Below are 26,800 nucleotides of genomic sequence, written 5' to 3' on the forward strand. Positions count from 1 at the left end.
ACGGCACATCAGGTCCGATTCCTGCGAGCGGGTGTGTCGTTGTCATCCATAATATCGAGTACTTGCCGATCACTTCGCTCGTGCAATACCCAAAAATACCCAGCCCACTCACCGACCCCCGCCAGCAGATGAAAGAAGAATCGCCGAAAGCCATTTTCTACGCACTCGCGGCCAACTTCGGCATCGCCGTCTGCAAGTTCGCCGCGGCGGCGTTCACCGGCTCCGGATCGATGTTCGCCGAAGCGATTCACTCCACCGCCGACTGCGGCAATCAACTGCTGCTGCTATTCGGACTGCGCGAAGCGCGCAAGCCGGTGAGCCCTTTGCATCCGATGGGTAGCGGCCGCGAAATCAACTTCTATTCGCTGCTGGTTGCGTTGCTGCTGTTTTTTGTCGGCGGTGCGTTTTCGGTGTATGAGGGCGTGCATCGACTGATTGCGCGCGAGCCGTTGCAATATGCGTTCGTCGCGTTGGCGGTGCTCGGTGTGTCGGTGGTGCTCGAATCGCTATCGTTGTGGGGCGCGGTCAAGGAGATTCGCAAGACGCATCCCGATAAAAATCTGTGGCACTGGTTTCGCGAGACGCGCGAATCAGATCTGCTGGTCGTGGCCGGCGAAGATATCGCCGCGCTATTCGGTCTCGCGATCGCCTTCGTCGCGGTGCTATCGACGATGGTGACCGGCAGCCCCGTGTATGACGCGCTCGGCTCGGTGGGGGTCGGTCTTCTGCTGATGACGATCGCGTGGCTCGTCGCGCGTGAAGTGAAGTCGATGCTCGTCGGCGAATCGGCGAGCCCGGAAGTGCGCAGCGCCATCGACGCGCATCTGCGCGCGCGTCCCGAGATTCGCGGCATCATCAACTTGATCACGCTGCAGTGGGGGCGTCACGTGGTGGTGGCGGTGCAGGCGGAAATGATCGACTATGCGAGCGGCCGCGCGATGGTCGATGCGATCAACGTCATCGAGGCCGATCTGCAGGCCACGTTTCCTCAGGTGCGCTGGGTGTTCTTCGAACCGGATGTGCCGCGCAATTAAAGAAGACTTCTCCACTCGGGCATGAATCGGGGTCCATGAACCCCGCGGACGAGAGGAGGCGAGATGAGGCGAGCGGAGGCGAAGCGACGTGCGCTGCAATCGCGGGTCATTCCGCCCGTCCCGACTGGATGCCAGTACGCTTCACAGCGTTTATTTGAACCCCGCCACCGCATGCGGCACATACAGTTCTTCGAGCCGGCGAACTTCGTCGTCACTGAGCTTCAACGAGAGCGCCGCGACCGCGTCGTCGAGATGATGCAGTTTGGTAGCACCGACAATCGGCGCGGTAATCGGCTTCTTCTGCAGCACCCACGCTAGCGCAACCTGCGCGCGCGGCACGCCGCGCTCTTTCGCGATCTCGCTGACCCGCTCGACGATACGCCGATCCGCTTCCTGCGTGTGCGCGTACAGCGTGCGGCCGAATTCATCGGTTTCCGAGCGCGCGCTTTCGGTGTCCCAGTCACGCGTCAAGCGTCCGCGGGCAAGCGGACTCCACGGAATCACGCCGATGCCTTCGCTTTCGCACAGCGGCAGCATTTCGCGCTCTTCCTCGCGGTACAGCAGATTCACGTAGTTCTGCATCGTCACGAAGCGCGTCCAGCCATTGCGCTCGGCCACCTGCAGCGCCTTGGCAAACTGCCATGCGTACATCGACGACGCGCCGAGATAGCGCGCCTTGCCGGCTTTCACGACATCGTGCAGCGCTTCCATCGTTTCTTCGATCGGCGTGCCGTAGTCCCAGCGATGGATCTGATACAGGTCGACATAGTCGGTACCGAGCCGCCGCAGGCTGTTATCGATCTCCGCCATGATCGCCTTGCGCGACAGCCCCGCGCCGTTCGGGCCCGGATGCATGCGGCTATTGACCTTGGTGGCGAGCACGATCTCATCGCGCTTCGCAAAGTCCTTCAGCGCACGGCCGACGATTTCCTCGCTGGTGCCGTCCGAATAGACGTTGGCCGTGTCGAAGAAGTTGATGCCGTGATCGAGCGCCTGCTTGATGAAAGGCCGCGCGGCTTCGTCGTCGAGCGACCAGGGGTGCGTGCCGCGCGAGGGTACGCCATAACTCATACAGCCGAGACAGAGACGCGATACATCGAGGCCGGTGCGGCCGAGTTTCACATAATCCATCATGTTGCTCCTATAGTGAAGTGAAGCGCACAAATCCGCTGCGAGGGAAGGACGTTCGATTATAGGGAAACGACGGCAAGCGCGTCGTCACGGGCCGCACCCGCTTTCGATCGCTTCAATGCAAATGCGCCCGCGAAGCCACTTCGCGGGCGCATGACGACGAGTGCCGTGAACGTCAGCCAACGCTCAATGTTGTACCGGGCGATACGGCGTCCACACGGGCGTGTCGGTATTCCAGTTGTCGAGTTCCGATGGTGTCATGATGTGCTCCTCGATGAAGAGGCGCGCAGTTTTGCGCCGCAAGCGCGCCGGGTTCTGAATCAACTTCTTCTGACTCGTTACTGGCCCTTCGCAACTCGCGTCACTTCGCCGTTCGTTCCTTCCTGCAACGCGATGCGCGCGGCTTGCGTCTGGCCGATCAGGCCTTTGTCCGGATACGAGGTGCGATTCAGTGAGGGCAGCGAGCCGTCGCGATACGCGGCGAGCAGTTCGGCCTTGACCTCGGCGCGTGTCTTCGTGCTCGCGGTCGGCGCCGGTTGCGTGTCATACGTTCCCGCGCGGCCGATACCGCCGCCGCCTTGCGCAAATGCCGGAACGCTGACGAGCAGTGAGAGAGCGAGGCCTGCCAACAGATTGCGCTTCATGATTCACTCCTGTCCATTCATTGGCAGCGCGATGGCGCTGCGACAGGGTGAAATGTAGACGTCGACGCGGCGCGGATAAATCGCGGTTTTGCGAAATGAATTGTCGCGATTCAGGAACAATCGCGAGCGAGGCTTCACCGGGGCCGTGCGATTGCACAGTTGCCGCGGCATTGGCGCCGCGGCTGGAATTCACTGTTTCACTTCCCGTACTTCATGCGACCCATTCGGTCATCACCGGCGTGTCGAGTGCCGGCGCGGACTCGCGCTGCTCGAAGGTGCGCTTCGTGCAGGTGGCGTCGAGAGTGCCGCGTCCGCTCAGCAATGGGCAACGATCGAACAGCTCCGCGATCCAGTCTACGAAAACGCGGACTTTCGGCGACAGATGACGACTGTGCGGATAGACTGCTGAAATCGGCATCGGCAAGGGTTTCAAGTCCGGCAGTACTTCGACGAGCTGACCCGAGCCCAGATGCGGCAGCACCATGAAGCGCGCCGGCTGAATCAGGCCGAAGCCTTCGAGTCCGCAGGTCACGTAGGCATCCGCGTCGTTGACCGACACGATGCTTTTCATCTTCACTTCCACTTCGTTGCCGTTCACCAGGAACGCCCAGTCGAGCGTGCGTCCCGTGCGGCTCGAGAAGTAGTTGACGGCTTTGTGATTGTCGAGATCTTCTAGCGAAGCGGGCACGCCCGCGCGCTTGATGTAGTCGGGCGACGCGCAGGTCACGCCCTCGAACAGACCGATGCGGCGCGCGACCAGCGACGAATCCTGCAACGCGCCGACACGCACCACGCAATCGACACCTTCTTGCAGCAGATCGACGGGCCGGTCGGTCAGGCCCAGTTGCAGATCGATGTCCGGATAGCGCGTGTGGAATTCGCACAGCGACGGAATGACGAGCAGACGGCCAATCGAGCCTGGCATGTCGATGCGTAGCTTGCCGTGCGGCTTCTTGTTGCCGCTCTGGAAACTCGCCTCGGTCTCTTCGACGTCCGCGAGGATGCGCACGCAGCGCTCGTAGTACGCGGCGCCATCGGGCGTCAGCGACAGACGGCGGGTGGTCCGGTGCATCAGCCGCGTGCCGAGAAACGCTTCGAGGTTCTGAATAATCGTAGTAACCGATGCGCGCGGCAGGTCGAGCGTTTCCGCTGCGCGGGTAAAGCTGTTGGTGTCGACGACGCGCGTGAACACTTGCATGGCCTGAAGCCGGTCCATTGCAAACCTCCAGAAGGGGCTGGTGCACAGGCGGGAATGGAGTCCGCGAAAACAATCACAACGGGATTGTTCAAAGGCACCGAATTGTGTTGCCGGATTATAGGCATTTATTTGCGAGTCTGCCGAACCCACAATTCGGACCATTGAAGTTCTATGCGCATTTGCGCGGCTCGACATGGATGCATTCAAATCGCCGTACCCGCCTTTTTCCACCGGCGTTTCCGCCGAAGACACTGGCGCTGAGGCCAATGACGCAACGCTTGAAGTCACCGACGTGGGTATCGATGGGTACGCTCAACCCATTACGTTGCGCCTGTACCGGCTGACGAAAAAAACCGCATTGCCGGTGCTGCTTTATTTTCACGGTGGTGGTTTTACGAAGGGTTCGATCGAATGCGCGGACTTCGCCGCGCGGTATTTCGCAGAACATTTACCGGCGCTCGTGGTGTCGGTCGGCTATTCGCTCGCGCCGCGGTTTCCGTTTCCGGCCGCGCCGGAAGACGCGCATCGCGCCGCGCTGTGGGTGCAGACGCGGGCACGGGCATTTGGTGGCAATAGCAGAAAGATCGGCGTGGCGGGCCACGACGCGGGCGGCCAACTCGCCAATTGTCTCGCGTTCATCGCGCGCGATCGTAACGACGTGCCGATCAGCGCGCAGGCGCTGTTCGGCCCGATGCTGGATCCGAGCCTGACGCGGCTGGGCGACGAGCAGCGGCTCGGTTCGGACATCACCGCGCGCGAGTGCGCCGCGTGTTATCGCGCGTATCTGCCGCAAGCGTCTCAGCGCATGCATCCGTATGCGGCGCCGCTCGAATCGTCGCGGCTCGCCGGCTTGCCGGCCACGCTGATCGCGACCGCGCAGAACGACGTGCTGCACGTCGAGGCCGAGAAGTATGCAAGCAATCTGATCGACGCGGGCGTGCAGACCCAGGTGGTGCGCTTTCCGAGCGTGTCGCACGCGGCGCTCGCCGATCATCCGCCCGCTTTGCAGGAAGCGGTGCGCTTTTTCCAGTGGCGCTTCGACGCGCGCGCTCATCGATAAACAGAAATTCAATCAACGATACCGGGAGCTACACATGACTATCCTTCCTCTTTCCCGCCGCCGCGTGGCGTTAGCCGCCGTGGTCGTCGTCGTCCTTGCCGGGCTTGGCACCTTCGGCGCGATTCGTGTCGATGCGAGCTCGCCGGCCGCACCCACCATCGTGCCGGAAGTGGACGTGGCGACCGTCGTGCAGAAGACGATCACCGACTGGCAGTCCTATTCGGGCCGTCTCGAAGCCGTGCAGAAAGTGGACGTGCGTTCGCAGGTGCCGGGCACGATCGTGTCAGTCAACTTCAAGGACGGCGCGCTCGTGAAGCAGGGCGACACGCTGTTCGTGATCGATCCGCGTCCGTACGCGGCCGAAGTCGATCGCGCGCAAGCGCAGCTCGCGGCCGCGCAGGCACGCACCGGCTACACCCAAAGCGACTGGGAACGCGCGCAACGGCTGATTGTCGACAACGCGATCGCAAAACGCGACTACGACGAGAAGCAGAACGCCGCGCGCGAGGCGAGCGCGAACCTGAAGGCCGCGCAAGCCGCGCTGGAAACCGCGCGCATCAATCTTGGCTACACGAAGATCGTGGCGCCTGTGTCGGGCCGCGTGTCGCGCGCGGAAATCACGGTCGGCAACGTGGTGTCGGCGGGCGCCAGTTCGGTGCCGCTGACGACGCTCGTCTCGGTGTCGCCGATCTACGCGTCGTTCGACGCGGACGAGCAGACCTACCTGCAATACCTGAGCCGCGCGAAGGACGGCAGCAAGGTGCCGGTCGAACTAGGTCTCGCCGATGAATCCGGCTACTCGCGCAGCGGCACGATCGAGTCGGTCGACAACCGGCTCGACACGTCGTCGGGCACGATCCGCGTGCGCGCGAAGTTCGACAACGCGGACGGCGCGCTGATTCCGGGCCTCTACGCGCGCGTCAAGGTGGGGGGCAGCGCACCGCATCCGGCGCTGTTGATCGACGATGCCGCGGTCGGCACCGACCAGGACAAGAAGTTCGTGCTGGTCGTCGATCAGGGCAACCACGTCGTTTATCGCGGGATCACGACGGGTTCGATGCAAGGCAATCTGCGCGTCGTCAAGGACGGCTTGAAGCCGGGCGATCGCATCGTCGTCAACGGCGTTCAGCGTGTGCGTCCCGGCGATACGGTCCGCGCGCACATGGTGCCGATGACGACCGACGACGACCCGAACAGCGCAGCGCTCGCGCAGTCGCGTGCCAAGGCCGAGGCCGGCGCGAAAGGCAATTCGTGAGCCGCATGCTCCAACGCGCATGCTCCAACGTTAAGAGCTTCCAATGAACATATCCAAATTCTTCATCGATCGCCCGATCTTCGCAGGCGTGCTATCGGTATTGATCCTGCTCGGGGGCATCATCTCGCTGTTCAAGCTGCCCATTTCCGAGTATCCGGAAGTGGTGCCGCCTTCGGTGGTGGTGCACGCGCAGTATCCGGGCGCGAATCCGAAAGTGATCGCCGAAGCGGTCGCCGCGCCGCTCGAAGAGCAGATCAATGGTGTCGAGAACATGTTGTACATGCAGTCGCAGGCCAATAGCGACGGCAATCTGACGCTGACGGTCACGTTCAAGCTCGGCACCAATCCCGACCTCGCGACGCAGCTCGTGCAGAACCGCGTCAATCAGGCGCTGCCGCGTCTGCCGGATGACGTGCAGCGGCTCGGCGTGACGACGATCAAGAGTTCGCCGACGCTGACGATGGTCGTGCACCTGATCTCGCCGAACGATCGCTACGACATGACGTATCTGCGCAATTACGCGCTGCTCAACGTGAAGGATCGGCTCGCGCGGATTCAGGGCGTCGGCGAAGTGCAACTGTGGGGTTCGGGCGATTACGCAATGCGTATCTGGCTCGATCCGCAGAAAGTCGCGCAACGCGGTCTCACGGCGACCGAAGTCGTCAACGCGATCCGCGAGCAGAACATCCAGGTCGCGGCCGGTGTGATCGGTGCGTCGCCGTCGGTGCCGGGCACGCAATTGCAGTTGTCGGTGAATGCGCGCGGCCGTTTGAAGACCGAGGGCGAATTCGGCGACATCATCGTGAAGACCGCGCCCGACGGCGGCGTGACCTATCTACGCGATATCGCTCGCATCGAGCTCGCGGCGTCGGAATATGGTCTGCGTTCGCTGCTCGACAATAAGCCCGCGGTTGCGCTTGCGATCAATCAGGCGCCGGGTGCGAACTCGCTCGCGATTTCAGAGCAGGTGCGCGCGGCGATGAAGGAACTCGCCGAAGACATGCCGGCCGGCGTCGAATACCGGATCGTCTACGACCCGACGCAGTTCGTGCGTTCGAGTATCGAGGCGGTGATCCATACGCTGCTCGAAGCGATCGCGCTGGTCGTGATCGTCGTGATCGTGTTCCTGCAGACGTGGCGCGCGTCGATCATTCCGTTGATCGCGGTGCCGGTGTCGATCGTCGGTACGTTCTCGCTGCTGCTTGCGTTCGGCTTCTCGATCAACGCGTTGTCGCTGTTCGGCATGGTGCTCGCGATCGGTATCGTGGTCGACGATGCGATCGTCGTGGTGGAGAACGTCGAGCGCAACATCGAAAGCGGGCTCAGTGCGCGCGAGGCGACCTACAAGGCGATGCGCGAAGTGAGCGGGCCGATCATCGCGATTGCGCTGACGCTCGTCGCCGTGTTCGTGCCGCTCGCGTTCATGACGGGTCTCACGGGCCAGTTCTACAAGCAGTTTGCGATGACCATCGCGATCTCGACGGTGATCTCGGCGTTCAATTCGCTGACGCTGTCGCCGGCGTTGTCCGCGCTACTGCTGCGCAGCCACGGCGAGAAGGAAGACTGGCTGACGCGTGTGATGAACCGTGTGCTCGGCGGCTTCTTCAAGCGTTTCAACAAGGTCTTTCATCGTGGTTCGGAAGCCTACGGCCGCGGGGTGACCGGCGTGCTGCGTCGCAAGGGCGCGATGCTCGCGGTGTACGCGATCCTCATCGGTGCGACCGTGCTGGTGGCGCGGATCGTGCCGGGCGGCTTCGTGCCCGCGCAGGACAAGGAGTATCTGATCGCGTTCGCGCAGTTGCCGAACGGTGCGTCGCTCGATCGCACGGAGAAGGTGATCCGCGATATGAGCGCGATCGCGCTGAAGCAGCCGGGCGTCGAAAGCGCGGTGGCCTTCCCTGGTTTGTCGGTGAATGGCTTCACGAATAGTTCGAGCGCGGGCATCGTGTTCGTCACGCTGAAGCCGTTCAAGGAGCGCGGCAACAAGAAGCTGTCGGCGGGCGCCATCGCCGGTGCGCTGAACCAGCAGTACGGTGCGATCAAGGACTCGTTCGTCGCGGTGTTCCCGCCGCCGCCGGTGCTCGGGCTCGGCACACTCGGCGGCTTCAAGATGCAACTCGAGGATCACGGCGCGGTCGGTTACGCGGAACTCAACAAGGCTGCCGAAGCATTCGTGAAGCGCGCGGCGCAAACGCCCGAACTTGGGCCGACCTTCTCCAGCTATCAGATCAACGTGCCGCAGCTGAACGTCGATCTCGATCGCGTGAAGGCGAAGCAGCTCGGCGTGCCGGTCACGGACGTGTTCGACACGATGCAGATCTATCTGGGCTCGCTGTACGTGAACGACTTCAACCGCTTCGGCCGTGTGTATCAGGTGCGCGTGCAGGCGGATGCGCCGTTCCGTCAACGCGCCGACGACATCCTGCAACTGAAGACGCGCAACGCGGCGGGCGAGATGGTGCCGTTGTCGTCGCTCGTCACGGTGACGCCGACCTACGGACCGGAGATGGTGGTGCGCTACAACGGCTACACGGCGGCCGACATCAACGGCGGCCCAGCGCCCGGCTTTTCGTCGGGACAGGCGCAGGCCGCGGCCGAACGCGTGGCCGCCGAGGTGCTGCCGCGCGGCGTGAAGCTCGAGTGGACCGACCTCACGTATCAGCAGATCCTCGCCGGCAATGCGGGCATGTGGGTGTTCCCGATCAGCGTGCTGCTCGTGTTCCTCGTGCTCGCCGCGCTGTACGAAAGCCTGACGCTGCCGCTCGCCGTGATCCTGATCGTGCCGATGAGCGTGCTGTCCGCGCTGACCGGCGTGTGGCTCACCGGTGGCGACAACAACATCTTCACGCAGATCGGTTTGATGGTACTGGTGGGCTTGTCCGCGAAGAACGCGATCCTGATCGTCGAGTTTGCGCGTGAGCTCGAACACGACGGACGCAGTCCGCTGCAGGCCGCGATCGAAGCGAGCCGTCTGCGTCTGCGGCCGATTCTGATGACGTCGATCGCCTTCATCATGGGCGTGGTGCCGCTGGTGTTGTCGAGCGGCGCGGGCTCGGAGATGCGTCACGCGATGGGCGTCGCGGTGTTCTTCGGCATGCTCGGCGTCACGCTGTTCGGCCTGATGCTGACGCCGGTGTTCTATGTGGTGCTGCGTTCGCTCGCGGGCGGGACGATTCACGTGGCGCAGAAGGATGCGCCGCGCTACGGCGCGCCCGTTACGGACGCCTGAGGAGAAAACAACAATGAAACGCTTTGAATCTCGCTTTGACTCTTTGCGCGGATGGGGCCGCGCGGCCGCGAGCGGTTTGCTGATCGCGCTGCTGGCCGCTTGTTCGGTCGAGCCCACGTACAAGCGTCCCGACGTCGATACGCCGGCGGCGTTCAAGGAAGCGCCCGCGATGGCGACGTCAGCTGCGGCGGCGTCGGGCGTGGCGGCTGGTTCGGCCGCGTCGGCGCAAAACACCGGCACGTGGAAGCCGGCCCAGCCCGCCGACGACGCCCTGCGTGGCGAATGGTGGAAGGTGTTCGGCGACCCGCAGCTCAACGCGCTCGAAGAGCAGGCCGCCGCCGCGAACCAGGACCTGAAGGCCGCAGCCGCGCGCGTGCAGCAGGCGCGCGCGGTCACGCAGGCGGCGAAGTCCGACTGGTTCCCGAAGCTCGACGCGGGCTTCGGCCCGACCCGGGAGCGTGCGTCGGCGGCGTCGCAGTTCCTGCCGGACAGCGCGGGCGGCACGACCGGCACGATCTGGCGTGCGCAGGTCGGCGCGTCGTATGAGGCGGATCTGTTCGGGCGGGTCAGCTCGAACGTGAACGCGTCGCGCTCGGACGAGCAGCAGAGCGAAGCGCTGTTTCGCTCGGTGCAGCTGTCGTTGCAGGCCGATGTCGCGCAGAACTACTTCCAGTTGCGCGAGCTCGACACCGACCAGGATCTGTATCGCCGCACCGTCGCGTTGCGCGAGGACACGCTGAAGCTCGTCGAGCGGCGCTTCAAGGAAGGCGATATCAGCGAGCTGGATCTGTCGCGATCGCGTAACGAGCTCGCGAGCGCGCGTGCCGATGCGGTCGGCGTCGCGCGGCAACGGGCGGCCTCGGAGCATAGCCTCGCGATTCTGCTCGGCAAGCCGCCCGCGGATTTCTCGTTCGCGGAACAACCGCTGGCGCCGGTGGCGGTGCGCGTGCCACCGGGTTTGCCGTCGGCGCTGCTCGAACGCAGGCCGGACATCGCGGCAGCCGAACGCGCGATGCAGGCAGCGAATGCGCGCGTCGGGCTCGCGAAGTCGGCGTTTTTCCCGAAGCTCGACATCACGGGCGCGTTCGGCTTTGAATCGGCGACGCTCGGCGATCTGTTCATGTGGTCGAGCCGCGCGTTCATCCTCGGTCCGCTCGCGGGTACCGCGCTGACGGTGCCGATCTTCGACGGCGGCCGCCGCAAGGCGAATCTCGCGCAGGCCCGTTCGAAGTACGACGAGGACGTCGCGCAATATCGCCAGCAGGTGCTCGTGGCGTTCCGTGAAGTCGAGGACAATCTTGCCGATCTGCGCTTGCTCGACGATCAGATGCGCGAGCAGAACGACGCGGTAGATGCGTCGCAGCGCGCCGCGCATCTGTCGCGCACGCAGTACACGGAGGGCGCGGTCAGCTATCTCGACGTGATCGATGGCGAGCGGCAAGTGCTGCAGTCGCAATTGCAGGCGAGCCATCTGGCGGGCACGCAGGCGGTCGCGACCGTGAATCTGATTCGCGCGCTCGGTGGCGGTTGGGGCGATGTGACGGCGGGAGATACGGCGGTCGGGGCGGCGCCGGTGCCGGTTGGTGCTTCCGGCGGCGCGGCGGCTTCGCTGGCTGCGGCTTCCGGCTCCGCGGCCGGCGCCGCATCGGTTTCAGCGCAGCAGCAGGTGGCGAAGCGCTGAATTCCTGGCCCTGTTGGCAAGCGCTTCATCAACCTCATCAACGACGCCGGGTCGCGCGCAAGCGCCTCCCGGCGTTTTTCATGCAAATCGTTTGTCGCGCCACAGCGCCGTTCTGTCCGTCCGAGGTACAGGGCTCGGTCGCCGTCTCCGCAGGCGCACCGTTCTGCAAGAAGATTCTGCAATTCGCGGGGCCCGGCCTGCTCGTATCGATCGGCTATATGGACCCGGGCAACTGGGCCACCCCGATCGAAGCAGGTTCGCGGTTCGGCTACAGTCTGCTGTTCGTCGTGCTGCTGTCGAGCCTCGCGGCGATGGCGCTGCAATGTCTGAGCATGCGCCTCGGTATCGCGACCGGGCGCGCTCGCGCAACTGTCGAGCGCTCGCTATTCGCCGGGCGTCGCGCGTGCGCAGTGGCTGCTCGCGGAGCTGTCGATCATTGCCTACCATCTCGCCGAAGTGCTCGGCGGCGCGCTCGCGTTCCTGCCACTAGCGCCGATCGTCGGCACCGGCTTCGCCGCCTTCCTGTTCGCGATCACGCTGCTCGCGTCGGGACAAAGCTCGACGTTCACCGGCACGGTGGCGGGGCAGGTCATCATGGAAGGCTTCCTGAAAATGAAGATTCCGTGCTGGCAGGCGGCGCTTCATCACGCGAGCGCTCGCGCTAATCCCGGCGCTGATCGGTGTGCGGATGCTCGGCAATGGCGCGGTTGGGTATTCGGCACGCCGGTTTGCCCGGCGCGAAGGCGAAAAAAAATCCGCGCGGTTCAATCACTGCGCGGAATCATGTGAGCTTCGGTTTGAATCGGGTCGACCGCGTCTCGCGACGGCGAATCGATCGGTCAAGCGGCCTGCGCAACCTGCGCCGCATCGAGCGCTTCCCGGCGCGCGGCTGCTGCCTTCTTCGTCTTGCCGGCACGCGACGGCGGCTGGCAGGCGCCGCACACGACGTTGTGCTGCAGGTCGTGCTTGTGCGCGACGAACTTGCCGGTACAGCGGCAGCATCTGGTCAACTGCAGGATGTCGGCGTCGAAGAAACGCACGAGCGTCCACGCGCGCGTCAGATCGAGCACCGGCTCGGTTTCGCTGTGCTGACAGTGTTCGAGATACAGCCGATAGCCCTTGGTCAGCGCATCCAGATGCGAGCAGCGCGCTTCGTTCTTGAGGAACAGGTACGTGTTGTAGAACAGCGACGCGTGAATGTTCGCGAGCCACGTCATGTACCAGTCCGCCGAGAATGGCAGCATGCCCTTGGGCGGCGATACGCCCTTGACCTCGCGATACAGGCGGATCATACGGTCGCGCGACAGGGTCAGCTCGCTCTCGAGCACCTGCATGCGGGCGCCGAGTTCGATCAGTGCGATCGCGCGAAATACTTCCTGTGCATCTTCGGTCAGGCTTCGCTTGAGCATTGCAGTCACCTCGTTCAGGCAAATTGCTCGGCGGGCTGGCCTGCAAGCAGGATCGCCGTGTGAGTCGGTGCAACTGCGGTGTGCTTCGTCGTTTGCGTCAACGCCGACAGCATCACGTGGTCGTTGAAGCGGAAGAAGCACAAAAGCTGGTCGGAAGCGGCCAGCTTGACGATTTGCGCGAGCGACAGCCCGGCAAGCAAGTCAGCCAGTTCCGACGACAGTCCCAGCCGGAACATTCCGACCGGTTTGTCCTCGCGCAACATGCGTTGCGCGAGCATGATGTAAGACAAGTTGATCTCGCGGATTGAATCCAGCGTCTCGCTGCTACGGTCCATTTTGTCTGTTTCCGAAGCCCCGAATTACTATGTCGGCTTTGCGCCGTTATGTCTTTTCTGCCTCGCCGGCAACGTGGCCTCCGGCTACATGTTGCTACTTGCTACAGACAGCGAACATTTGATACATGACGTTACATTTCGTAACAGCTCGGGACGAATTGTATGAAGGCTAAAACCAGAAATCAATCCTTTCTCAAAAAAATATCTCAAAAAACTACATCGTTTTTCGGTAAGTTTTTCACGCCATTGTAATGAATGATGCCAAGTGAATTTATAGCCTTTCGACACTGGCCTCTGTTCCATGAAAACCATTACTGGTTGGGCATCCTGCGCAATTGTCAGAGGCGCGCGTCCGCACCGCGCGGCGCTCGGTAAATTTGTTTTGGATTAGGAAGGAAACAGAAAGCGATGGAATGGACGGTAATAAATACTCATGTTCGGCGGCGCATGAGGGACGGATGGATCCTGTAACGGTATGAAGCGTCCCCCGTTACAAACTTCGCAAACAGGGCCGGATTTGGAACGGCTCGCTGAGGACCGGGCAGCCGGTCTGGCGCACGCGTTCGACCCCGAGACCTAACAGCGGTCGCAGACGCCTACCGATCAGATTGCGGACGGAGGCTGCGAGAAGCCAGTGCCGTGCAGGCTGTCTGACACGATGTCGGTGCGATAGGCGACGACATTACAACATTGAGGAGGCGCAGGAAATGGCCGCAAGGAGGCGTTGTCAATAATTCCCGGGGGCTACGCGAGGAATCGCGCCATCAGATCCTCGTCATGGAACACCCCGTCGACGTTCAAGGCGCCGACTTCGCACCCATATTTGCGAAAGCCGAGCGATTCATACAGCCTGCGCGCCGCGTAGTTGCGGCTACCCACGGTTAGCAGCACCTGTCGCAAACCGTCGACGCGCGCCGCGCGCGTCAGCAACTCGCCGAGCAGCGCGCGCCCGACCCCACGACCAGCCGCTTCCTGTGCGACATACATGCCGACCACGTTCGCCTTGTGCCGCTCTTTGTGGGCTTTATTGCGCAGCAGACCGACGACGCCGATCAGCGGAGCGTCGGCCGACGCATACGCGCCAAGCAGAAACGTGCCTTCCGTCTCCGAGCCCTGCAGTGTCGCGTCATGCTGCCCCGGCGCCTTTCGCCAGCGCTTCGTCGTGGCTGTGTCCGAACGAAGCGGGGTGCGCCTTCAGCCCGCGCAGACGAAGCTGGAAATAGGCGTCCCGGTCGGCGGGTCCGAGTTGGCGGATCAGCAGGGTGTCGGCGTTGACGGACATCTCACTTATTCGTGGTGAGTAGCGTGGAGGTACGCGAGCGGCTAGCCGCGCTGGTGTTCGGCAAATTCGCGCAGCGCCGACGCGGTTTGCCGATCCGCTGGAAAGAACGCCTCGATGGCGAGTTCCGACAGCGTAACGTCCACGGGTGTGCCGAACACCGTGGTGGTGCTGAAAAACGACAGCACGCCAAGCGGCGTACGCAGCCGCAATGGCACGGCGATCTGGTTGAGGACTGCATCGTCCAGCGTCGAGGCGTCTGCATCCGGCGGCGCGGGGTAGCCGGCCAGTTCGTCGCGCAGTGCGCTCAGCGTGTCGTCGCCGCTGACGTCGATCTGCCGTTGCAGGCGGGCCAGTACATGCTCGCGCCACGCATGCCAGTTGAGGATCGACGCCGCAATGCCTTGTGGATGCAGACTCAGGCGCAATGCGTTGACCGGTGGCTTCAACAGTTCGGGACTCGCGCCGCTCAACAACGGCGCAATCGCATTGTTGGTCGCGACGATGGTCCAGTGCCGGTCGATCGCGAGGGCCGGGTAGGGCTCATGTCCTTTGAGCACCAGTTCGACGGCTTCGCGCGCGGCGGCGAGCTGCGGGTCGGAGAGGGGACGTTCGCGAAACAGCGGCGCGTAACCGGCCGCGACGAGCAGAGCATTGCGCGCGCGCAACGGCACGTCGAGGCGCTCGGCGAGATGCATGACCATTTCCCGGCTCGGTAGCGCGCGCCCCGATTCGACAAAGCTCAGATGGCGGGTCGAAATGTCAGCCTCCGTGGCGAGCAGCAACTGACTCATGCGCCGCCGCTGCCGCCATTCGCGGAGAAGTTCGCCGACCGCCCGAGTGCCGATCGGCGCGGATGATGGAGCCGCTTGTGCAATAGAGAGTGTGTTCATGCCACCGATCATAGTCAAAGCGTGCAAGCAATCGATTACCTGAGAGGTAATGCCCCGCCAATTTCAGTCAACGAGACGCGTGCCCGGCTCAGGCGGCAGCCAGGCGCAACGGCACGGCGGTGAATTTGACGCCGATCGCACTGGCCAGTTTGAGGACCGTGTCCATGCGTGGCTTGGAGCCGGGCGCGAGTGTCTTGTAGAGGCTTTCGCGGCCCAGGCCCGCTGCCGCGGCGATCTTCGTGATGCCGCGCGCCTTGGCGATATCCGCGATGGCGGCGAGCAGCAGATCGGAGTCGCCTTCGTCGAGGGCGGCGTTCAGATAAGCCGCGACCATTTCGTCGTTGTCGAGGTACTTCGATGCATCGAAGCGTGCCGTTTTGATCTTGCTCATGACCGTTCCTTTCTGATGGTTGTCCACATTGCTCCGGCATGCCTGATATCCGCCTGCTGCGTGGACTTGTTACCCCCGCAGAGCAGCAGATACATCATGCGTTCCTCGCGCGCGTAGTAGACCCGGTAACCCGGCCCGCAATCGATGCGCATCTCGAACACGCCGCTTTCCAGCAACTTCGCGTCGCCGAAAAGCCCGCGTTCCGCGCGGCGGATCCGCACGAGAATTTGCGCCTTCGCCTTGAGGTCGGTGAGGCCGTGAAGCCAACGGTCGAACTCTTCGGTGCAGTTGATCGTGTACACGCGCGGTGTTTCGATCTGCGGATGATTGTATCTCCTGGGATACGGTCGTGCAAGCGAGAAAAGCGTCTCGACAAAGCGGTCCAAGTGGTCCTCCTGTTCATTGCATTGCCCGCCTCGCGATGTCGTCGGCGGGCTTCGATGAGTCACTTGAGGTTAGCGGTGCGAAGGTCTTTTGACGACTCGGCCGAATGACCTATTTGGCGAAGGCTGCATCCGCTTGATTACCTCTCACGTAATCGACGCAATGCACGCGAGCCGTCAATCTTCATTCCGAGCCCGCCGCATGCGATGCGCATGCCGCGCGAAGTGCTCAGTCCTGTCAATCGAGGAGTTTGAGATGAATGCGCATACCGATTTGATCGACCGTTATTTCGATACCTGGAACGAGACCGATGGCGCGCGTCGTCGCGAGTTGATCGCGGCAACATGGAGCGCCGATGCCGACTATCGCGACCCGCTGCTGGCGGGCGCGGGCCACGATGGCATCGACGCCATGATCCGCGCGGTGCATGAGCGTTTTCCGGATCACACGTTTCGCCGTACGACCGACGTCGACGGCTTCGCGAATCGCCTGCGCTTCTCGTGGGCACTGACGACCCCCACGGGCGAGGCGATCGTGAAGGGCTCGGACTTCGGCGTGGTGGACGCGCATGGGCGTCTGCAAGCGGTCACCGGTTTTCTCGACGAAACCCCCGGCGCCGCCTGAGGCGTTTTTCACGGAGACGATCATGCACGAGCCCGCCGCTGCCAAGCCCGCGCAAGTCCATCTCGCGTTGCTGCGCGTCGCGGCCGCGCTCGATGCGTTATCGAGCGCGATCGCCGGTTTCGCGCTGCTCGGCGGCGCGCGGGCGTTCATGTTCATCGCACTGCTCGGTTGGCGCGAGCCGGTGCTCGGCGGCGCGGGGCTCGTGCTGCTCGCTTTGGTCGGATGGCTGCGCTGGCAATGCGGTGCGAGCGCAGCGCCGCAAGACATCCGGCGCGCTTGCTACAATCGATCGTCGTGCGGATGAAGCGTGACATGCATCATCTAGCGCAAAGCTCACGACCTCACCCCCGCAGCATGTTCCCAACGAACGACCTGGAGACCCCGTGCTGAAAAATCTGGACCCGCTACTGAACGCCGATATCCTGCACGCGCTGCGCTCGATGGGCCACGGCGACGAGCTCGTGATCTGCGACGCCAACTTCCCGGCCGACACCGTCGCGCGCGATACCGTGCTCGGCAAGCCGCTGCGTCTCGACGGCGTCAGTTCGCCGCGAGCGATCCGCGCGGTGTTGTCGGTGCTGCCGCTCGACACCTTCATCGAGCATCCCGCGTCGCGCATGGAAGTGGTTGGCGAGCCCCACACGATTCCCGCGGTGCAGCGCGAAGCGCAAGCCGAGGTCAACGCGGGCGAGGGGCGCGAGGTGCGCTTCGTGTCGATCGAGCGATTCGCGTTTTACGAGCGTGCGCGCCAGGCATACTGTGTGATCGCGACGGGCGAGGAGCGCGGCTACGGCTGCTTCGTATTCACGAAGGGCGTGTTGCTCGCGCCGGACGCGCCACGCGCATAGTCGCTACCACCTTTCTCGATTCATCACGACAAACCCATGAGCTTCCAGCTAGCCAGTCTCGATCATCTCGTTCTGAACGTCGCCGACGTCGAAGTGAGCGCGGCGTGGTACGCGCGGATGCTCGGCATGCGACGCACCGAGTTCGCGTCGCGCACCGGCACGCGCGTGGCGATGAACTACGGCAATCAGAAGATCAATCTGCGTCCCGCTTCGGCCGATACCGTCGCCTGGTTCACGTCGCGCGAGGTGGTGCCGGGCACGGCGGACCTGTGCTTCGTGACCACCGCAAGCCCGGACGACGTCAAGGCGCACTGGCTCGCGCAAGGCGTCGCTATCGAGGCGGGGCCGGTGGAGCGCGACGGCGCGCGCGGCAAGATGACCTCGGTGTATTGCCGCGACCCGGACGGCAACCTGATCGAGGTCGCCACGTATCCGTCAGCCTGAACGGGCTTGGAAATCGCGGCCATTGCTCATATGCTCAGGGGCGAGGCGGGGAACTGAGCCCCTGCATTCGGGTCTGCTGCTTATTCATTACAGGAGTCCCCCCATGTCGCGTCCCGTCGATTTCGGCATCATTTTCATCGCCCGTCTTGCGCTTTCCGTGCTGTTCCTGTGGAGCGGGGTGATGAAACTGCTGGGCTATGCGGGCTTCGTCGGCTACCTGCATTCGAAAGGCGTGCCGTTCGTGCAGATCGCCGCGCCGATCGCAACCGCAGTCGAGGTGCTCGGTGGCCTGCTGCTCGTGGTTGGCTTCAAGGTACGGCCGCTCGCGCTGGTCATGGCGGTGTATACGGTCGCGACGGCGGTGCTCGGCCACGACTTCTGGAATATCACCGACCCGGCCTTGCAGCACGACATGGTGATTCATTTCTGGAAGAACATAGGAATCGCGGGCGGTTTCCTGCTGCTGTTCGTCACCGGGGCGGGGCGTCTGAGCATCGACAACGCGCGCGCGCCGCGCGGCGGACTCGGCGGGCTGTGAAGCGGCCTGTGAAGCGGGCTGTGAAGCGTGAGCGCATGCAGTCCGCTCGGCCCGCATCCTGCTACACAGCCGGATGTCCAATCCGCGCCAAGCAAGGGAGCAGATGATGATTCAGAACTTCGAGCAAATGATCGGCGGCAAACTCACGCAACTGTGCGCGAGTCTCGGCGAAGGGCCGACGCCGCATCGTGTGATCATCAGCCTCGCCGAGTCGGCGAAGACGCTGGTGGTTCTGGATGCGTCCGGATTCATCGGCACGCTGAAGGCGGATATCGAGGACCCCGAAAAGCTGGTCGCGGATGCGATCGCCAAGGCGCGCAACGAAGGCCTGATCGAGCGCGCAATCGATACCGGCACGATTCAGGAGGCGTCGCTGTAGGCGGCTGCATTACACACCGCTTACTTACTCGCGGCGCTCGCCCCGCGCGCAGACGACGCCGCCGCGTGCGGCTCCGGATGCACGAAACACGCGAGCACGAGAGCCAGCACCAGCAGTCCCACCGAAATAGCCGTCGCCGCTTGCATCCCTGGCACGATCTGCGTCGCGGCCGCACCGCCCGCGAGCGCGCCGAAGGCCGCCACGCCCACCGCGCCGCCGGCCTGGCGCGCCGTGTTCAATACCGCCGACGCCGTGCCCGCGCGCCGCGCTTCGGTCGATGCGAGCACCGCCGTGGTCATCGCCGGCACCGCGAGTCCCATGCCTGACGGAATCAGCAAAAACGGCAGCAGCAGGCCAATCAGCGGCGTCTCCGCGTCGACGAGATGCAGCAGGCCATAGCCGAGACCAGCCGTGATCGCGCCGAGGATCATCGGCACGCGCACTCCCAGGCGGCCGATCACCCAGCCGCTCGCGACGTTCGAGATCAGGAAGCCGCCCGTCAGCGGCAGGAACGCGAGGCCCGCCTGCAACGGCGTGTAGCCCCGCACGCGCTGAAGATAAAGGCTCAGCACGAACACCATGCCGTAATACGTCAGATTCACGCAGATGCCGAACAGCACCGCCGCGCTGAACGTGCGCGTGCCGAACAGCGAGAGCGGCAGCATCGGGCGCGCGACGCGCGCTTCGACGAACACGAACGCACCCGCCGCCAGCAGCGCCAGCACGAAGCCGCCGGCGACCAGCGGATGCGCGAGCCCGAGCGGCCGCCATTCGATCACCGCGGCGACGAACGCGGTTAGCGCGACGATCGCGAGACACTGGCCGCCGAGATCGATGCCGCGTGGCGTCGCGCCGGTGTTGCCGCGAGCGGCGGCCGGCACGCCGCGTTGCGAGGTTTGCGGACGCGGAATCCACAGCAGTGTCGCGAGCAGGCCGGCCGCGCAGATCGGTAGATTGACGAGAAAGATGCTGCGCCAGCCGAACGCGGCGATCAGCAGACCGCCGGCCACCGGCCCGGCCGCGATCGAAATCGCGCCGGAGGCGGTCCACAGGCCGACCGCGCGTGCCCGCAGCTTCGGTTCGTGGCCGAACGACTGGTTGAGCAGCGCGAGCGAATTCGGCAGCATCGCGGCCGCGCCGATGCCTTGCACCGCGCGCGCGGCGATCAGCATCGGGGCGTCGAGCGCGAGCCCGCAGGCCAGCGACGCGAGCGCGAACAGCACGATTCCGCTCGCATACATGCGCCGCGCGCCGAAGCGGTCGCCGAGCGCGCCGGCCGACAGCATCAGCACCGCAAACGCGAGCGTGTATGCATCGACGACCCATTGCAGGCCCGCGACGTTCGCGTGCAGGTCCGCGCCGATTCGTGGCAACGCGATGTTGACGATGGTCACGTCCAGTTGCGTGACCACGAAGCCGACGCTGACGGTCGCGAGAACGCGACCGAGGGCGGGCGAAAAGGAGGGTGTGGATGAGTTCATGACTGCATCGTAAGCCCGATGCAGCTCGCCACGTTTCGGCGTGGCGTGAAGTATGGATGTCACCTGAACGAGCGACGGCGCGTCGAAAACCGCGCCATCGCGGAGCGCTCCGTCGACGCGCTACTTATGGGTCGACGAAGCGAGATCCGCCGGATCAACGCCCCCGCGGCGCATCCTTGATGAACAGCGTGGTCAGCGCGCCCAGCACGCAGACCGCCGCGACGTACAGCGGCGCGGCCAGCGGGTTCGACTTCATCATCAGCGATACGGCGATCGGCGTCAGACCGCCGAACACCGCATACGCGACGTTGTACGAGAACGAGATGCCCGAGAAGCGCACCACCGGCGGGAATCCGCGGACCATCACGAGCGGAATCGCGCCGATCACGCCGACGAAAAGTCCGGCCAGTGCATACAGCGGCACGAGCAGGGACGTATCGACGGCCAACTGGCGAAACATCACGTAATACGTGATCGCAAGCGCAACGCCGCCGACGAAAATCGTGCGACCCGCGCCAATGCGTCCGGCGATCGAACCGGCCACCACGCAGCCGATCGTCAGGCACAGCGTCGCGACACAGTTCGCGAGCAGCGCGGTGGCCGGCTCGATGTGGAATTGCTTTTGCAGCAGCGTCGGCGTCATCAGGATCACGACGACGATCGCCGCCGACAGCATCCAGGTGAGCAGCATCGACACGATCACCGCGCGGCCGTGATCGCGCAGCACGGCCTTCAGCGGCACTTCCGCGGCGATCGCCTTGCGTTGCTTCAGTTCGGCGAACACCGGTGTCTCGTGCAGCCAGCGGCGCAGATAGACCGAGAACATACCGAACACGCCGCCGATGAGGAACGGAACACGCCACGCATATTCGGAAATGTCGGCCGGCGTGAAATGGCGATTGACCGCCGACGCAATCAGCGAGCCGAGCAGAATGCCCGCCGTGAGGCCGGCCGTCAGCGTGCCGCACGCATAGCCGACGTGCCGCCCGGGCACATGCTCTGAGACGAACACCCATGCGCCCGGGACTTCGCCGCCGACCGCCGCGCCCTGCATCACGCGGAACAGCAACAGCAGCACCGGCGCGAGCACGCCGATGCTCGCGTAGGTGGGCATCAGGCCCATCAGCAGAGTCGGCACCGACATCAGCAGCACGCTCAGCGTGAACATGCGCTTGCGGCCGAACAGGTCGCCGAAGTGCGCCATGATGATGCCGCCGAGCGGCCGCGCCAGATAACCGGCCGCGAAAATGCCGAAGGTCTGCAACTGACGCAGCCAGTCCGGCATCGCCGCCGGGAAAAACAGCTGGCCGATCGCCGGCGCGAAGAAAACGAAGATGATGAAGTCGTAGAACTCGAGCGCTCCGCCGAGCGCGGCGAGACCGAGTGTCTTGTAATCGCTGTGCCCAAGCGGGCGGGGGGTGACAGCCTGCGCTCCACCCAGATTTGTCGCTTGCATTGCCATGTCTTTTAATGAATTGTGAGCCACGCGGCGGTGACGCGTGGACATGCGGCGGTCGTCGGGCGAGAAGTGCGACAGGCGCTGGGTAGAGCACGGGACACGGGCGCGCCGTCCGGATAGGGCGGGCGCGCTGACGACGGAGGCCGGCGCGGATTTTACAGGATGAAAGCGGAAGTCCTGCGGGAGCGCCCAGTTGGGCGAAGAAAGCCGGCGGAAAATAGGAATGCTCCGAAGGGAGGGACCGGGGTGCGGCTCGGAGAATGGCCTGCATGTCCTTGTCGAGAGTCCATCCCATGCGCGTTGCAGTTCTTCAGCGTGACCCGGTCATGCGTCGGTCCATTGAATCAAGTCTGGTGAGAGCCGGCCATTTCTGCGCGGCCTATGACGACGGCTTTGCGTTGTCGAGGTCGCTCGTGCGCTCCACGATGGATCTGCTGGTGCTCGACTGGCAGGATATGCGGCCCGCCGGCGCGGACCTGTTGCGCTCGGTGCGCCGCGTGGCAGGCGAGCACGTGCCGATCATGTTCGTGTCGAACGACGGCTCGGAGGAAAGCATGGTGCGCGCGCTCGCAGGCGGTGCCGACGATTACCTCGCGTTGCCGCTGCGGGACGCCGAGTTTCGCGCGCGAGTCGCGGCGCTTCTGCGGCGCGCGTATCCGGAGCGTCTCAGCACCGCGACCTGTTTCGAGATCGGCCCCTATTGCTTCGACACGATCCGCCGGGCGGTCACGCTGCGCGGCGAGCCGGTGTCGCTGTCGCCCACCCAGTACCGGATCGCGGCGCTGTTCTTTTCCAACGTCGATCGCGTGATGTCGCGCGACCATATCTTCGCGACGGTGTGGGGCCGCGAACTGCGCGAGTTCACGCGGACCATCGACAGTCACGTGTCACGGCTGCGTCTGCTGCTCGCGATCGAGCCGCACAATGGTTTCCGGCTGCAGCCGGTATACAGAAGCGGCTACCGGCTGCTGCGGCTTCACGACCATGTGCTCAGGGAGTGAAGATTGGCAGTCGGCGCGCACGGCATGAGGTCGCCGTGGCCAGTTATATGCTGAAATCCGCGTTGCAGCTCGTCGCGCTCGCCAGCGGTGCTCATTCTCCTTACGTGTCCGTATCGGTAAGCCGGGTTACCGTGTTTGCACTGATGGTCGTCGACGTCGATACCGAATAGTGGGTCGTTTCGCGCCCCGCGCGCGCGGCGTCTCACGCATCGCGCCGCTATGCCGAAATCGTCTCAATCCGCGCGCACGCGCACCAAGACCCACCGGCCCGCGATTCCTACCATGGGCGACATGAAAACCCTCAATATCATCGACTCGCACACCGGCGGTGAGCCCACCCGCCTCGTGGTGTCGGGTGGCCCGGATCTGGGCGGCGGCACGCTCGCGCAACGGCTCGACGTGTTCCGCACCCGCTTCGACGACTGGCGTGCCGGCATCGTCACCGAACCGCGGGGCTCGGACGTGGTGGTCGGCGCGTTGCTCTGCGAGCCCGACGATCCGACTTGCGCGGCCGGCGTGATCTTCTTCAACAACGTCGGCTATCTCGGCATGTGCGGGCACGGCACCATCGGGCTCGTCGTGTCGCTCGCGCACATGGGGCGGATCGGGCCGGGACGACACCGCATCGAAACGCCGGTCGGCGTGGTCGAGGTGACGCTGAACGAAGACGGCGGCGTCGCGGTGCACAACGTGCCCGCGTATCGCCACCGCAAGGCGGCGCAGGTCGAGGTGCCAGGCTATGGCGCACTGACCGGCGACATCGGCTGGGGCGGCAACTGGTTTTTCCTCGTCGCCGAGCATGGGCACGAGCTCGAAGCCGCGAACATCGCGAGCCTGACGGCTTTCAGCTCGGCGATTCGCGACGCGCTGATCGCACAGAACATCACTGGCGCGAACGGCGCGCTGATCGACCATATCGAGCTGTTCGGACCGGGCTCGCGCGAGGGCCTCGACAGCCGCAGCTTCGTGCTGTGTCCCGGCAATGCGTACGACCGCTCGCCGTGTGGCACCGGCACGAGCGCGAAGCTCGCGTGTCTCGCGGCCGACGGCAAGCTCGCCGAAGGGGCGGTGTGGCGCCAGGAGAGCATCATCGGCAGCGTGTTCGAGGCGAGCTATCGCGCGGCGGGCGACGGTGTCCACGTGATTCCGACCATCACCGGTCACGCGCACATCATGGCCGAAGGGCGTCTGTGTTTCGACGAGCGCGATCCGTTCGCGTGGGGTATCCCGACCGCATGAGCCCGGACGTGCTGATCATCGGAGCGGGTATCGTCGGTGCCGCGTGCGCGGCGGAACTGGCCGCGCTCGGCATGCGCGTCGACGTGCTCGACGCGCAGCGCATCGGCGGCGGCGCGACGGCGGCCGGGATGGGCCATATCGTCGTGATGAACGACTCGCCGGCCGAATTCGCGCTGAGCCGCTATTCGCGCGAGCTATGGCTCGAACTCGCGCCGCAGCTGCGTGCGCGCGACGCGTTCGCGCGCTGCGGCACGCTGTGGGTCGCAGCCGACGACGAAGAACGGCGAGCCGCGCGCGCAATGCAGGCGGCGTTTGCTGCGCAAGGCGTCGCCGCGCAATTGCTGGACTCGGCCGAACTGCGCGCCTGCGAACCGGCGCTCGCACCCTCGATGGCGGGCGGTTTGCGCATCGAGCACGACAGCATCGTGTATGCGCCGACCGCCGCCGAATGGCTGCTCACGCAGTCGCCGCATGCGGCGAATGTCAGCGTGCGACCTGGAGCGCCGGTCGCGTCGGTCGGTGCGGGTGGCGTGACCCTGGCGTGCGGCGAGCGCGCCAGCGCGGCGCACGTGGTCGTCGCGAACGGCCTCGGGGCGGCGCAATTGTTGCCGTGGCTGCCGTTGCGGCCGAAGAAAGGCCATCTGCTGATCACCGACCGCTACCCGGGGCTGATCCGTCATCAACTGCTCGAACTTGGCTATATCAAGAGCGCGCATCACGCGACCGGCACGTCGGTCGCGTTCAACGTACAGCCCCGTCCGACCGGGCAACTGCTGATCGGCTCGTCGCGCCAGTTCGAAACAACCGATCCCGCCGTCGAAATGCCGGTGCTCGCCCAGATGCTGCAACGCGCCGCGCAGTATCTGCCGCAGTTGCCGGCGCTCAGCGGCATCCGCGCGTGGACGGGGTTTCGCGCGGCGTCGCCGGACGGCCTGCCGCTGATCGGACCGGCCGGCGAGTTCGCGCCCGACGTCGGCTCTGGCTCCGCATCCCGCCTATGGCTCGCGGTCGGCCACGAAGGGCTTGGCGTGACGACCTCGCTCGCGACCGCGAAACTACTCGCGGCGCAGATCGCGGGTCATACCGCGGCGATTCCGTGCGAACCTTATCTACCGGTGCGTTTTGCAGAACAGGTGGCCCATGACCGACACTGACGCGGCCCGCATCCGTTTGACCGTCGACGGCCGCAGCATCGAAGTGAAACCCGGCACGACCATAGCCGCGGCGCTCGCGATCGCGGGTGTGCGCGGCTCGCGGCTGTCGGTCAAGGGCGAGCCGCGCGAAGCCTTGTGCGGGATGGGCGTGTGCCAGGAGTGCCGCGTGACGATCGACGGTCACGCGCACGCGCTCGCGTGCCAGACGCGATGCCGCGACGGCCAGCGCGTGCAGACACGAAACGGGACAGTACACGCATGACGCAGCACTTCGACATCGTGGTGATCGGCGGTGGTCCGGCCGGGCTCAATGCTGCGCGAGCGGCGGCGCAGGCGGGCGCGACGGTCGCGCAGATCGACGACAATCCGCGCGCCGGCGGACAGATCTGGCGCCAGGGGCCCGCCTATCCGCCGCAAGCAGCGTTGCACGCGTTGCTCGCGGCGTTGCAATCGCAGCAAAACTTCACTTACTGGCCATCGACGCGCGTGATCGCGCCGCTCGGCGCGCAAGGCTTGCTGCTCGAATCCGCCGAACACGGCGGCGTGTCGATCACCTATGACAGACTGATTCTTGCGACCGGCGCGCGCGAGCGTCTTCTGCCGTTTCCCGGCTGGACCTTGCCCGGTGTGACCGGCGCGGGCGCATTGCAGGCGCTGATCAAAGGCGGCATGCCGGTGCGCGACGAACGGATCGTGATCGCCGGCAGCGGCCCGCTGCTGCTGGCCGCGCTCGCCACCGCGCGAGAGGCCGGCGCGCGCGTGATCGCGGTGGTCGAGCAGGCATCGGCGGCCGAGGTCGCGCGTTTCGGCGTGTCGCTGCTGCGCGAGCCCGCGAAGCTGCGTCATGCGATCAGCCTCACGCGCGGCTTCGCGGGACTGCGCTACTGGACCGGCAGCATCGTGCGCGAAGCCCGCGGCGCGCAGCGCGTGCAACAGGTGACGATCCGGCGCGGTGAACGCGAGGTGACGCTCGATTGCGACCGCGTCGCGTGCGGCTTCGGACTGCTGCCGAATGTCACGCTTGCCCAGGCGCTCGGCTGCGCGATCAACGACGCGGGCGAGATCGTCATCGACGACGGACAGCGCACCTCGCTCGAACGCGTTTACGCAGCGGGCGAGTGCACGGGCATCGGCGGCGCTGAGCTCGCTGGCGCGGAAGGCGAGATCGCCGGTCTCGTGGCGAGCGGCGCGGCGAGCACGCAACGCGCCGCGCTGGCGGCGCTCGTCGCGCAACGCGCGCGCTGGCGGGGCTTTGGCGGGCGCGTCGCGGTGTCGTTCGCATTGGGCGAGGCCGCGCGCACGCCGCCCGCCGACGCGACGCTGTTGTGCCGTTGCGAGGACGTGAGTGTCGGCGAGGTGCGCCGCTGCGCCGACTGGCGTGACGCGAAACTGCAGACGCGCTGCGGTATGGGCCCTTGCCAGGGGCGCATCTGCGGCGCGGCCGCGAGTCTGTACTTCGGCTGGCCAGCCGCGGCGGCGCGTCCGCCGTTCAGTCCGGCGCAAATCGGCACGCTGATGAGCGCCGCCGAACCGCCGACTGCGGCGCCATGACGGCTCCGCGCTTACCCTCGGTAGATATTGGCGGGCGACGCGCGGCTCTATAATCGACCGCAATCAACCGCACGCGCGGGCTGCCCGGCCGCACCGGCGCAGCGATCCGCGAACGCAACCTAACGCAATCAACCAGGCACGCACCCACGGAACCGCACG

Annotated in this window: 28 protein-coding genes and 2 pseudogenes; 18 read left to right on the plus strand and 12 right to left on the minus strand. The window is 64.9% G+C overall.

Features of this window, described 5'->3' with window-relative positions:
- The first annotated feature begins 128 nt into the window (after positions 1-128).
- Entirely contained in the window at positions 129-1,034 is a 906-nt protein-coding gene (locus OKW44_RS15630) for a cation diffusion facilitator family transporter (RefSeq protein ID WP_018423449.1), read from the plus strand.
- Between the two features lie 150 nt (positions 1,035-1,184).
- On the opposite strand, the gene OKW44_RS15635 is transcribed toward OKW44_RS15630, so the two are convergent.
- From OKW44_RS15635 to OKW44_RS15650, 4 genes are all read right to left on the minus strand, one after another.
- Entirely contained in the window at positions 1,185-2,165 is a 981-nt protein-coding gene (locus OKW44_RS15635) for an aldo/keto reductase (protein WP_018423448.1), read from the minus strand.
- Positions 2,166-2,351: 186 nt separating this feature from the next.
- Entirely contained in the window at positions 2,352-2,489 is a 138-nt protein-coding gene (locus OKW44_RS15640) for a hypothetical protein (protein ID WP_018423447.1), read from the minus strand.
- A gap of 14 nt (positions 2,490-2,503) precedes the next feature.
- Positions 2,504-2,809 carry a DUF4148 domain-containing protein gene (locus OKW44_RS15645; protein ID WP_018423446.1) on the minus strand — a complete coding sequence of 102 codons (306 nt, stop codon included), beginning with the start codon at positions 2,807-2,809 and terminating at the stop codon, positions 2,504-2,506.
- A 211-nt stretch (positions 2,810-3,020) separates the two neighbouring features.
- Complete coding sequence (locus OKW44_RS15650; protein WP_018423444.1) at positions 3,021-4,025, minus strand: LysR family transcriptional regulator; 1,005 nt, start codon at positions 4,023-4,025, stop codon at positions 3,021-3,023.
- A 175-nt stretch (positions 4,026-4,200) separates the two neighbouring features.
- Here OKW44_RS15650 and OKW44_RS15655 point away from each other — a divergent pair, with 175 nt between their 5' ends.
- From OKW44_RS15655 to OKW44_RS15675, 5 genes and pseudogenes are all read left to right on the plus strand, one after another.
- Positions 4,201-5,067: an alpha/beta hydrolase gene (locus OKW44_RS15655; protein WP_018423443.1), complete on the plus strand. Its 867-nt coding sequence runs from the start codon at positions 4,201-4,203 to the stop codon at positions 5,065-5,067.
- 34 nt (positions 5,068-5,101) lie between these two features.
- Entirely contained in the window at positions 5,102-6,322 is a 1,221-nt protein-coding gene (locus OKW44_RS15660) for an efflux RND transporter periplasmic adaptor subunit (RefSeq protein ID WP_026226339.1), read from the plus strand.
- 43 nt (positions 6,323-6,365) lie between these two features.
- Positions 6,366-9,551: an efflux RND transporter permease subunit gene (locus tag OKW44_RS15665; protein WP_018423441.1), complete on the plus strand. Its 3,186-nt coding sequence runs from the start codon at positions 6,366-6,368 to the stop codon at positions 9,549-9,551.
- A gap of 13 nt (positions 9,552-9,564) precedes the next feature.
- On the plus strand, positions 9,565-11,232 hold the full coding sequence (locus OKW44_RS15670; RefSeq protein ID WP_018423440.1) for an efflux transporter outer membrane subunit: 1,668 nt from the start codon (positions 9,565-9,567) through the stop codon (positions 11,230-11,232).
- A gap of 80 nt (positions 11,233-11,312) precedes the next feature.
- A pseudogene (locus OKW44_RS15675) lies at positions 11,313-11,944 on the plus strand (Nramp family divalent metal transporter); the annotation flags it as partial.
- A gap of 127 nt (positions 11,945-12,071) precedes the next feature.
- Here OKW44_RS15675 and flhC read toward each other — a convergent pair.
- The 6 genes and pseudogenes from flhC to OKW44_RS15705 form a co-directional block, all read right to left on the minus strand.
- Complete coding sequence (gene flhC, locus OKW44_RS15680; RefSeq protein ID WP_018423439.1) at positions 12,072-12,641, minus strand: flagellar transcriptional regulator FlhC; 570 nt, start codon at positions 12,639-12,641, stop codon at positions 12,072-12,074.
- A gap of 14 nt (positions 12,642-12,655) precedes the next feature.
- On the minus strand, positions 12,656-12,976 hold the full coding sequence (gene flhD, locus OKW44_RS15685; RefSeq protein ID WP_018423438.1) for a flagellar transcriptional regulator FlhD: 321 nt from the start codon (positions 12,974-12,976) through the stop codon (positions 12,656-12,658).
- Between the two features lie 744 nt (positions 12,977-13,720).
- Positions 13,721-14,258 (minus strand): annotated as a pseudogene (locus OKW44_RS15690) (GNAT family N-acetyltransferase).
- A gap of 41 nt (positions 14,259-14,299) precedes the next feature.
- Positions 14,300-15,148 carry a helix-turn-helix domain-containing protein gene (locus tag OKW44_RS15695; protein ID WP_084754469.1) on the minus strand — a complete coding sequence of 283 codons (849 nt, stop codon included), beginning with the start codon at positions 15,146-15,148 and terminating at the stop codon, positions 14,300-14,302.
- Between the two features lie 88 nt (positions 15,149-15,236).
- Entirely contained in the window at positions 15,237-15,539 is a 303-nt protein-coding gene (locus OKW44_RS15700) for an addiction module antidote protein (RefSeq protein ID WP_018423436.1), read from the minus strand.
- Complete coding sequence (locus OKW44_RS15705) at positions 15,536-15,925, minus strand: type II toxin-antitoxin system RelE/ParE family toxin (protein ID WP_018423435.1); 390 nt, start codon at positions 15,923-15,925, stop codon at positions 15,536-15,538. The genes OKW44_RS15700 and OKW44_RS15705 overlap by 4 nt, the downstream gene beginning before the upstream one ends.
- A gap of 253 nt (positions 15,926-16,178) precedes the next feature.
- Between OKW44_RS15705 and OKW44_RS15710 the strand changes: the two genes are divergently transcribed.
- From OKW44_RS15710 to OKW44_RS15735, 6 genes are all read left to right on the plus strand, one after another.
- Positions 16,179-16,547 (plus strand): nuclear transport factor 2 family protein, encoded by a 369-nt coding sequence (locus tag OKW44_RS15710; RefSeq protein ID WP_018423434.1) that lies wholly within the window; start codon positions 16,179-16,181, stop codon positions 16,545-16,547.
- Between the two features lie 22 nt (positions 16,548-16,569).
- Positions 16,570-16,851 (plus strand): hypothetical protein, encoded by a 282-nt coding sequence (locus OKW44_RS15715; RefSeq protein WP_018423433.1) that lies wholly within the window; start codon positions 16,570-16,572, stop codon positions 16,849-16,851.
- Between the two features lie 79 nt (positions 16,852-16,930).
- Positions 16,931-17,395, plus strand: coding sequence for an RbsD/FucU family protein (locus OKW44_RS15720; RefSeq protein ID WP_018423432.1), 465 nt, complete (start codon positions 16,931-16,933; stop codon positions 17,393-17,395).
- A gap of 36 nt (positions 17,396-17,431) precedes the next feature.
- Positions 17,432-17,839: a VOC family protein gene (locus OKW44_RS15725; protein ID WP_018423431.1), complete on the plus strand. Its 408-nt coding sequence runs from the start codon at positions 17,432-17,434 to the stop codon at positions 17,837-17,839.
- Between the two features lie 103 nt (positions 17,840-17,942).
- Positions 17,943-18,377, plus strand: coding sequence for a DoxX family protein (locus tag OKW44_RS15730; RefSeq protein ID WP_018423430.1), 435 nt, complete (start codon positions 17,943-17,945; stop codon positions 18,375-18,377).
- Positions 18,378-18,483: 106 nt separating this feature from the next.
- Entirely contained in the window at positions 18,484-18,756 is a 273-nt protein-coding gene (locus OKW44_RS15735; protein ID WP_026226336.1) for a hypothetical protein, read from the plus strand.
- A 20-nt stretch (positions 18,757-18,776) separates the two neighbouring features.
- Here OKW44_RS15735 and OKW44_RS15740 read toward each other — a convergent pair whose 3' ends face one another.
- Together OKW44_RS15740 and OKW44_RS15745 are read right to left on the minus strand one after the other, a co-directional pair.
- A complete protein-coding gene (locus OKW44_RS15740) occupies positions 18,777-20,237 on the minus strand; it encodes an MFS transporter (RefSeq protein ID WP_018423428.1) in 1,461 nt (486 codons plus the stop codon).
- A gap of 154 nt (positions 20,238-20,391) precedes the next feature.
- Entirely contained in the window at positions 20,392-21,693 is a 1,302-nt protein-coding gene (locus OKW44_RS15745; protein ID WP_026226335.1) for an MFS transporter, read from the minus strand.
- A gap of 296 nt (positions 21,694-21,989) precedes the next feature.
- Between OKW44_RS15745 and OKW44_RS15750 the strand changes: the two genes are divergently transcribed.
- From OKW44_RS15750 to OKW44_RS15775, 6 genes are all read left to right on the plus strand, one after another.
- Positions 21,990-22,697, plus strand: coding sequence for a response regulator transcription factor (locus tag OKW44_RS15750; protein WP_026226334.1), 708 nt, complete (start codon positions 21,990-21,992; stop codon positions 22,695-22,697).
- 35 nt (positions 22,698-22,732) lie between these two features.
- Positions 22,733-22,867: a hypothetical protein gene (locus tag OKW44_RS15755; RefSeq protein ID WP_275426101.1), complete on the plus strand. Its 135-nt coding sequence runs from the start codon at positions 22,733-22,735 to the stop codon at positions 22,865-22,867.
- A gap of 112 nt (positions 22,868-22,979) precedes the next feature.
- On the plus strand, positions 22,980-23,936 hold the full coding sequence (locus OKW44_RS15760; RefSeq protein WP_018423424.1) for a 4-hydroxyproline epimerase: 957 nt from the start codon (positions 22,980-22,982) through the stop codon (positions 23,934-23,936).
- On the plus strand, positions 23,933-25,090 hold the full coding sequence (locus tag OKW44_RS15765; protein ID WP_018423423.1) for an NAD(P)/FAD-dependent oxidoreductase: 1,158 nt from the start codon (positions 23,933-23,935) through the stop codon (positions 25,088-25,090). The genes OKW44_RS15760 and OKW44_RS15765 overlap by 4 nt, the downstream gene beginning before the upstream one ends.
- The gene (locus OKW44_RS15770; RefSeq protein ID WP_018423422.1) at positions 25,077-25,352 is read left to right on the plus strand and encodes a (2Fe-2S)-binding protein; all 276 of its coding nucleotides are present in this window, start codon (positions 25,077-25,079) and stop codon (positions 25,350-25,352) included. Before OKW44_RS15765 ends, OKW44_RS15770 begins: the two co-directional genes overlap by 14 nt.
- A complete protein-coding gene (locus OKW44_RS15775; RefSeq protein WP_018423421.1) occupies positions 25,349-26,641 on the plus strand; it encodes an FAD/NAD(P)-dependent oxidoreductase in 1,293 nt (430 codons plus the stop codon). The genes OKW44_RS15770 and OKW44_RS15775 overlap by 4 nt, the downstream gene beginning before the upstream one ends.
- Positions 26,642-26,800 lie beyond the last annotated feature (159 nt).

It is taken from the genome of Paraburkholderia lebeckiae, from assembly GCF_050436325.1.
Taxonomy (GTDB): domain Bacteria; phylum Pseudomonadota; class Gammaproteobacteria; order Burkholderiales; family Burkholderiaceae; genus Paraburkholderia; species Paraburkholderia tuberum.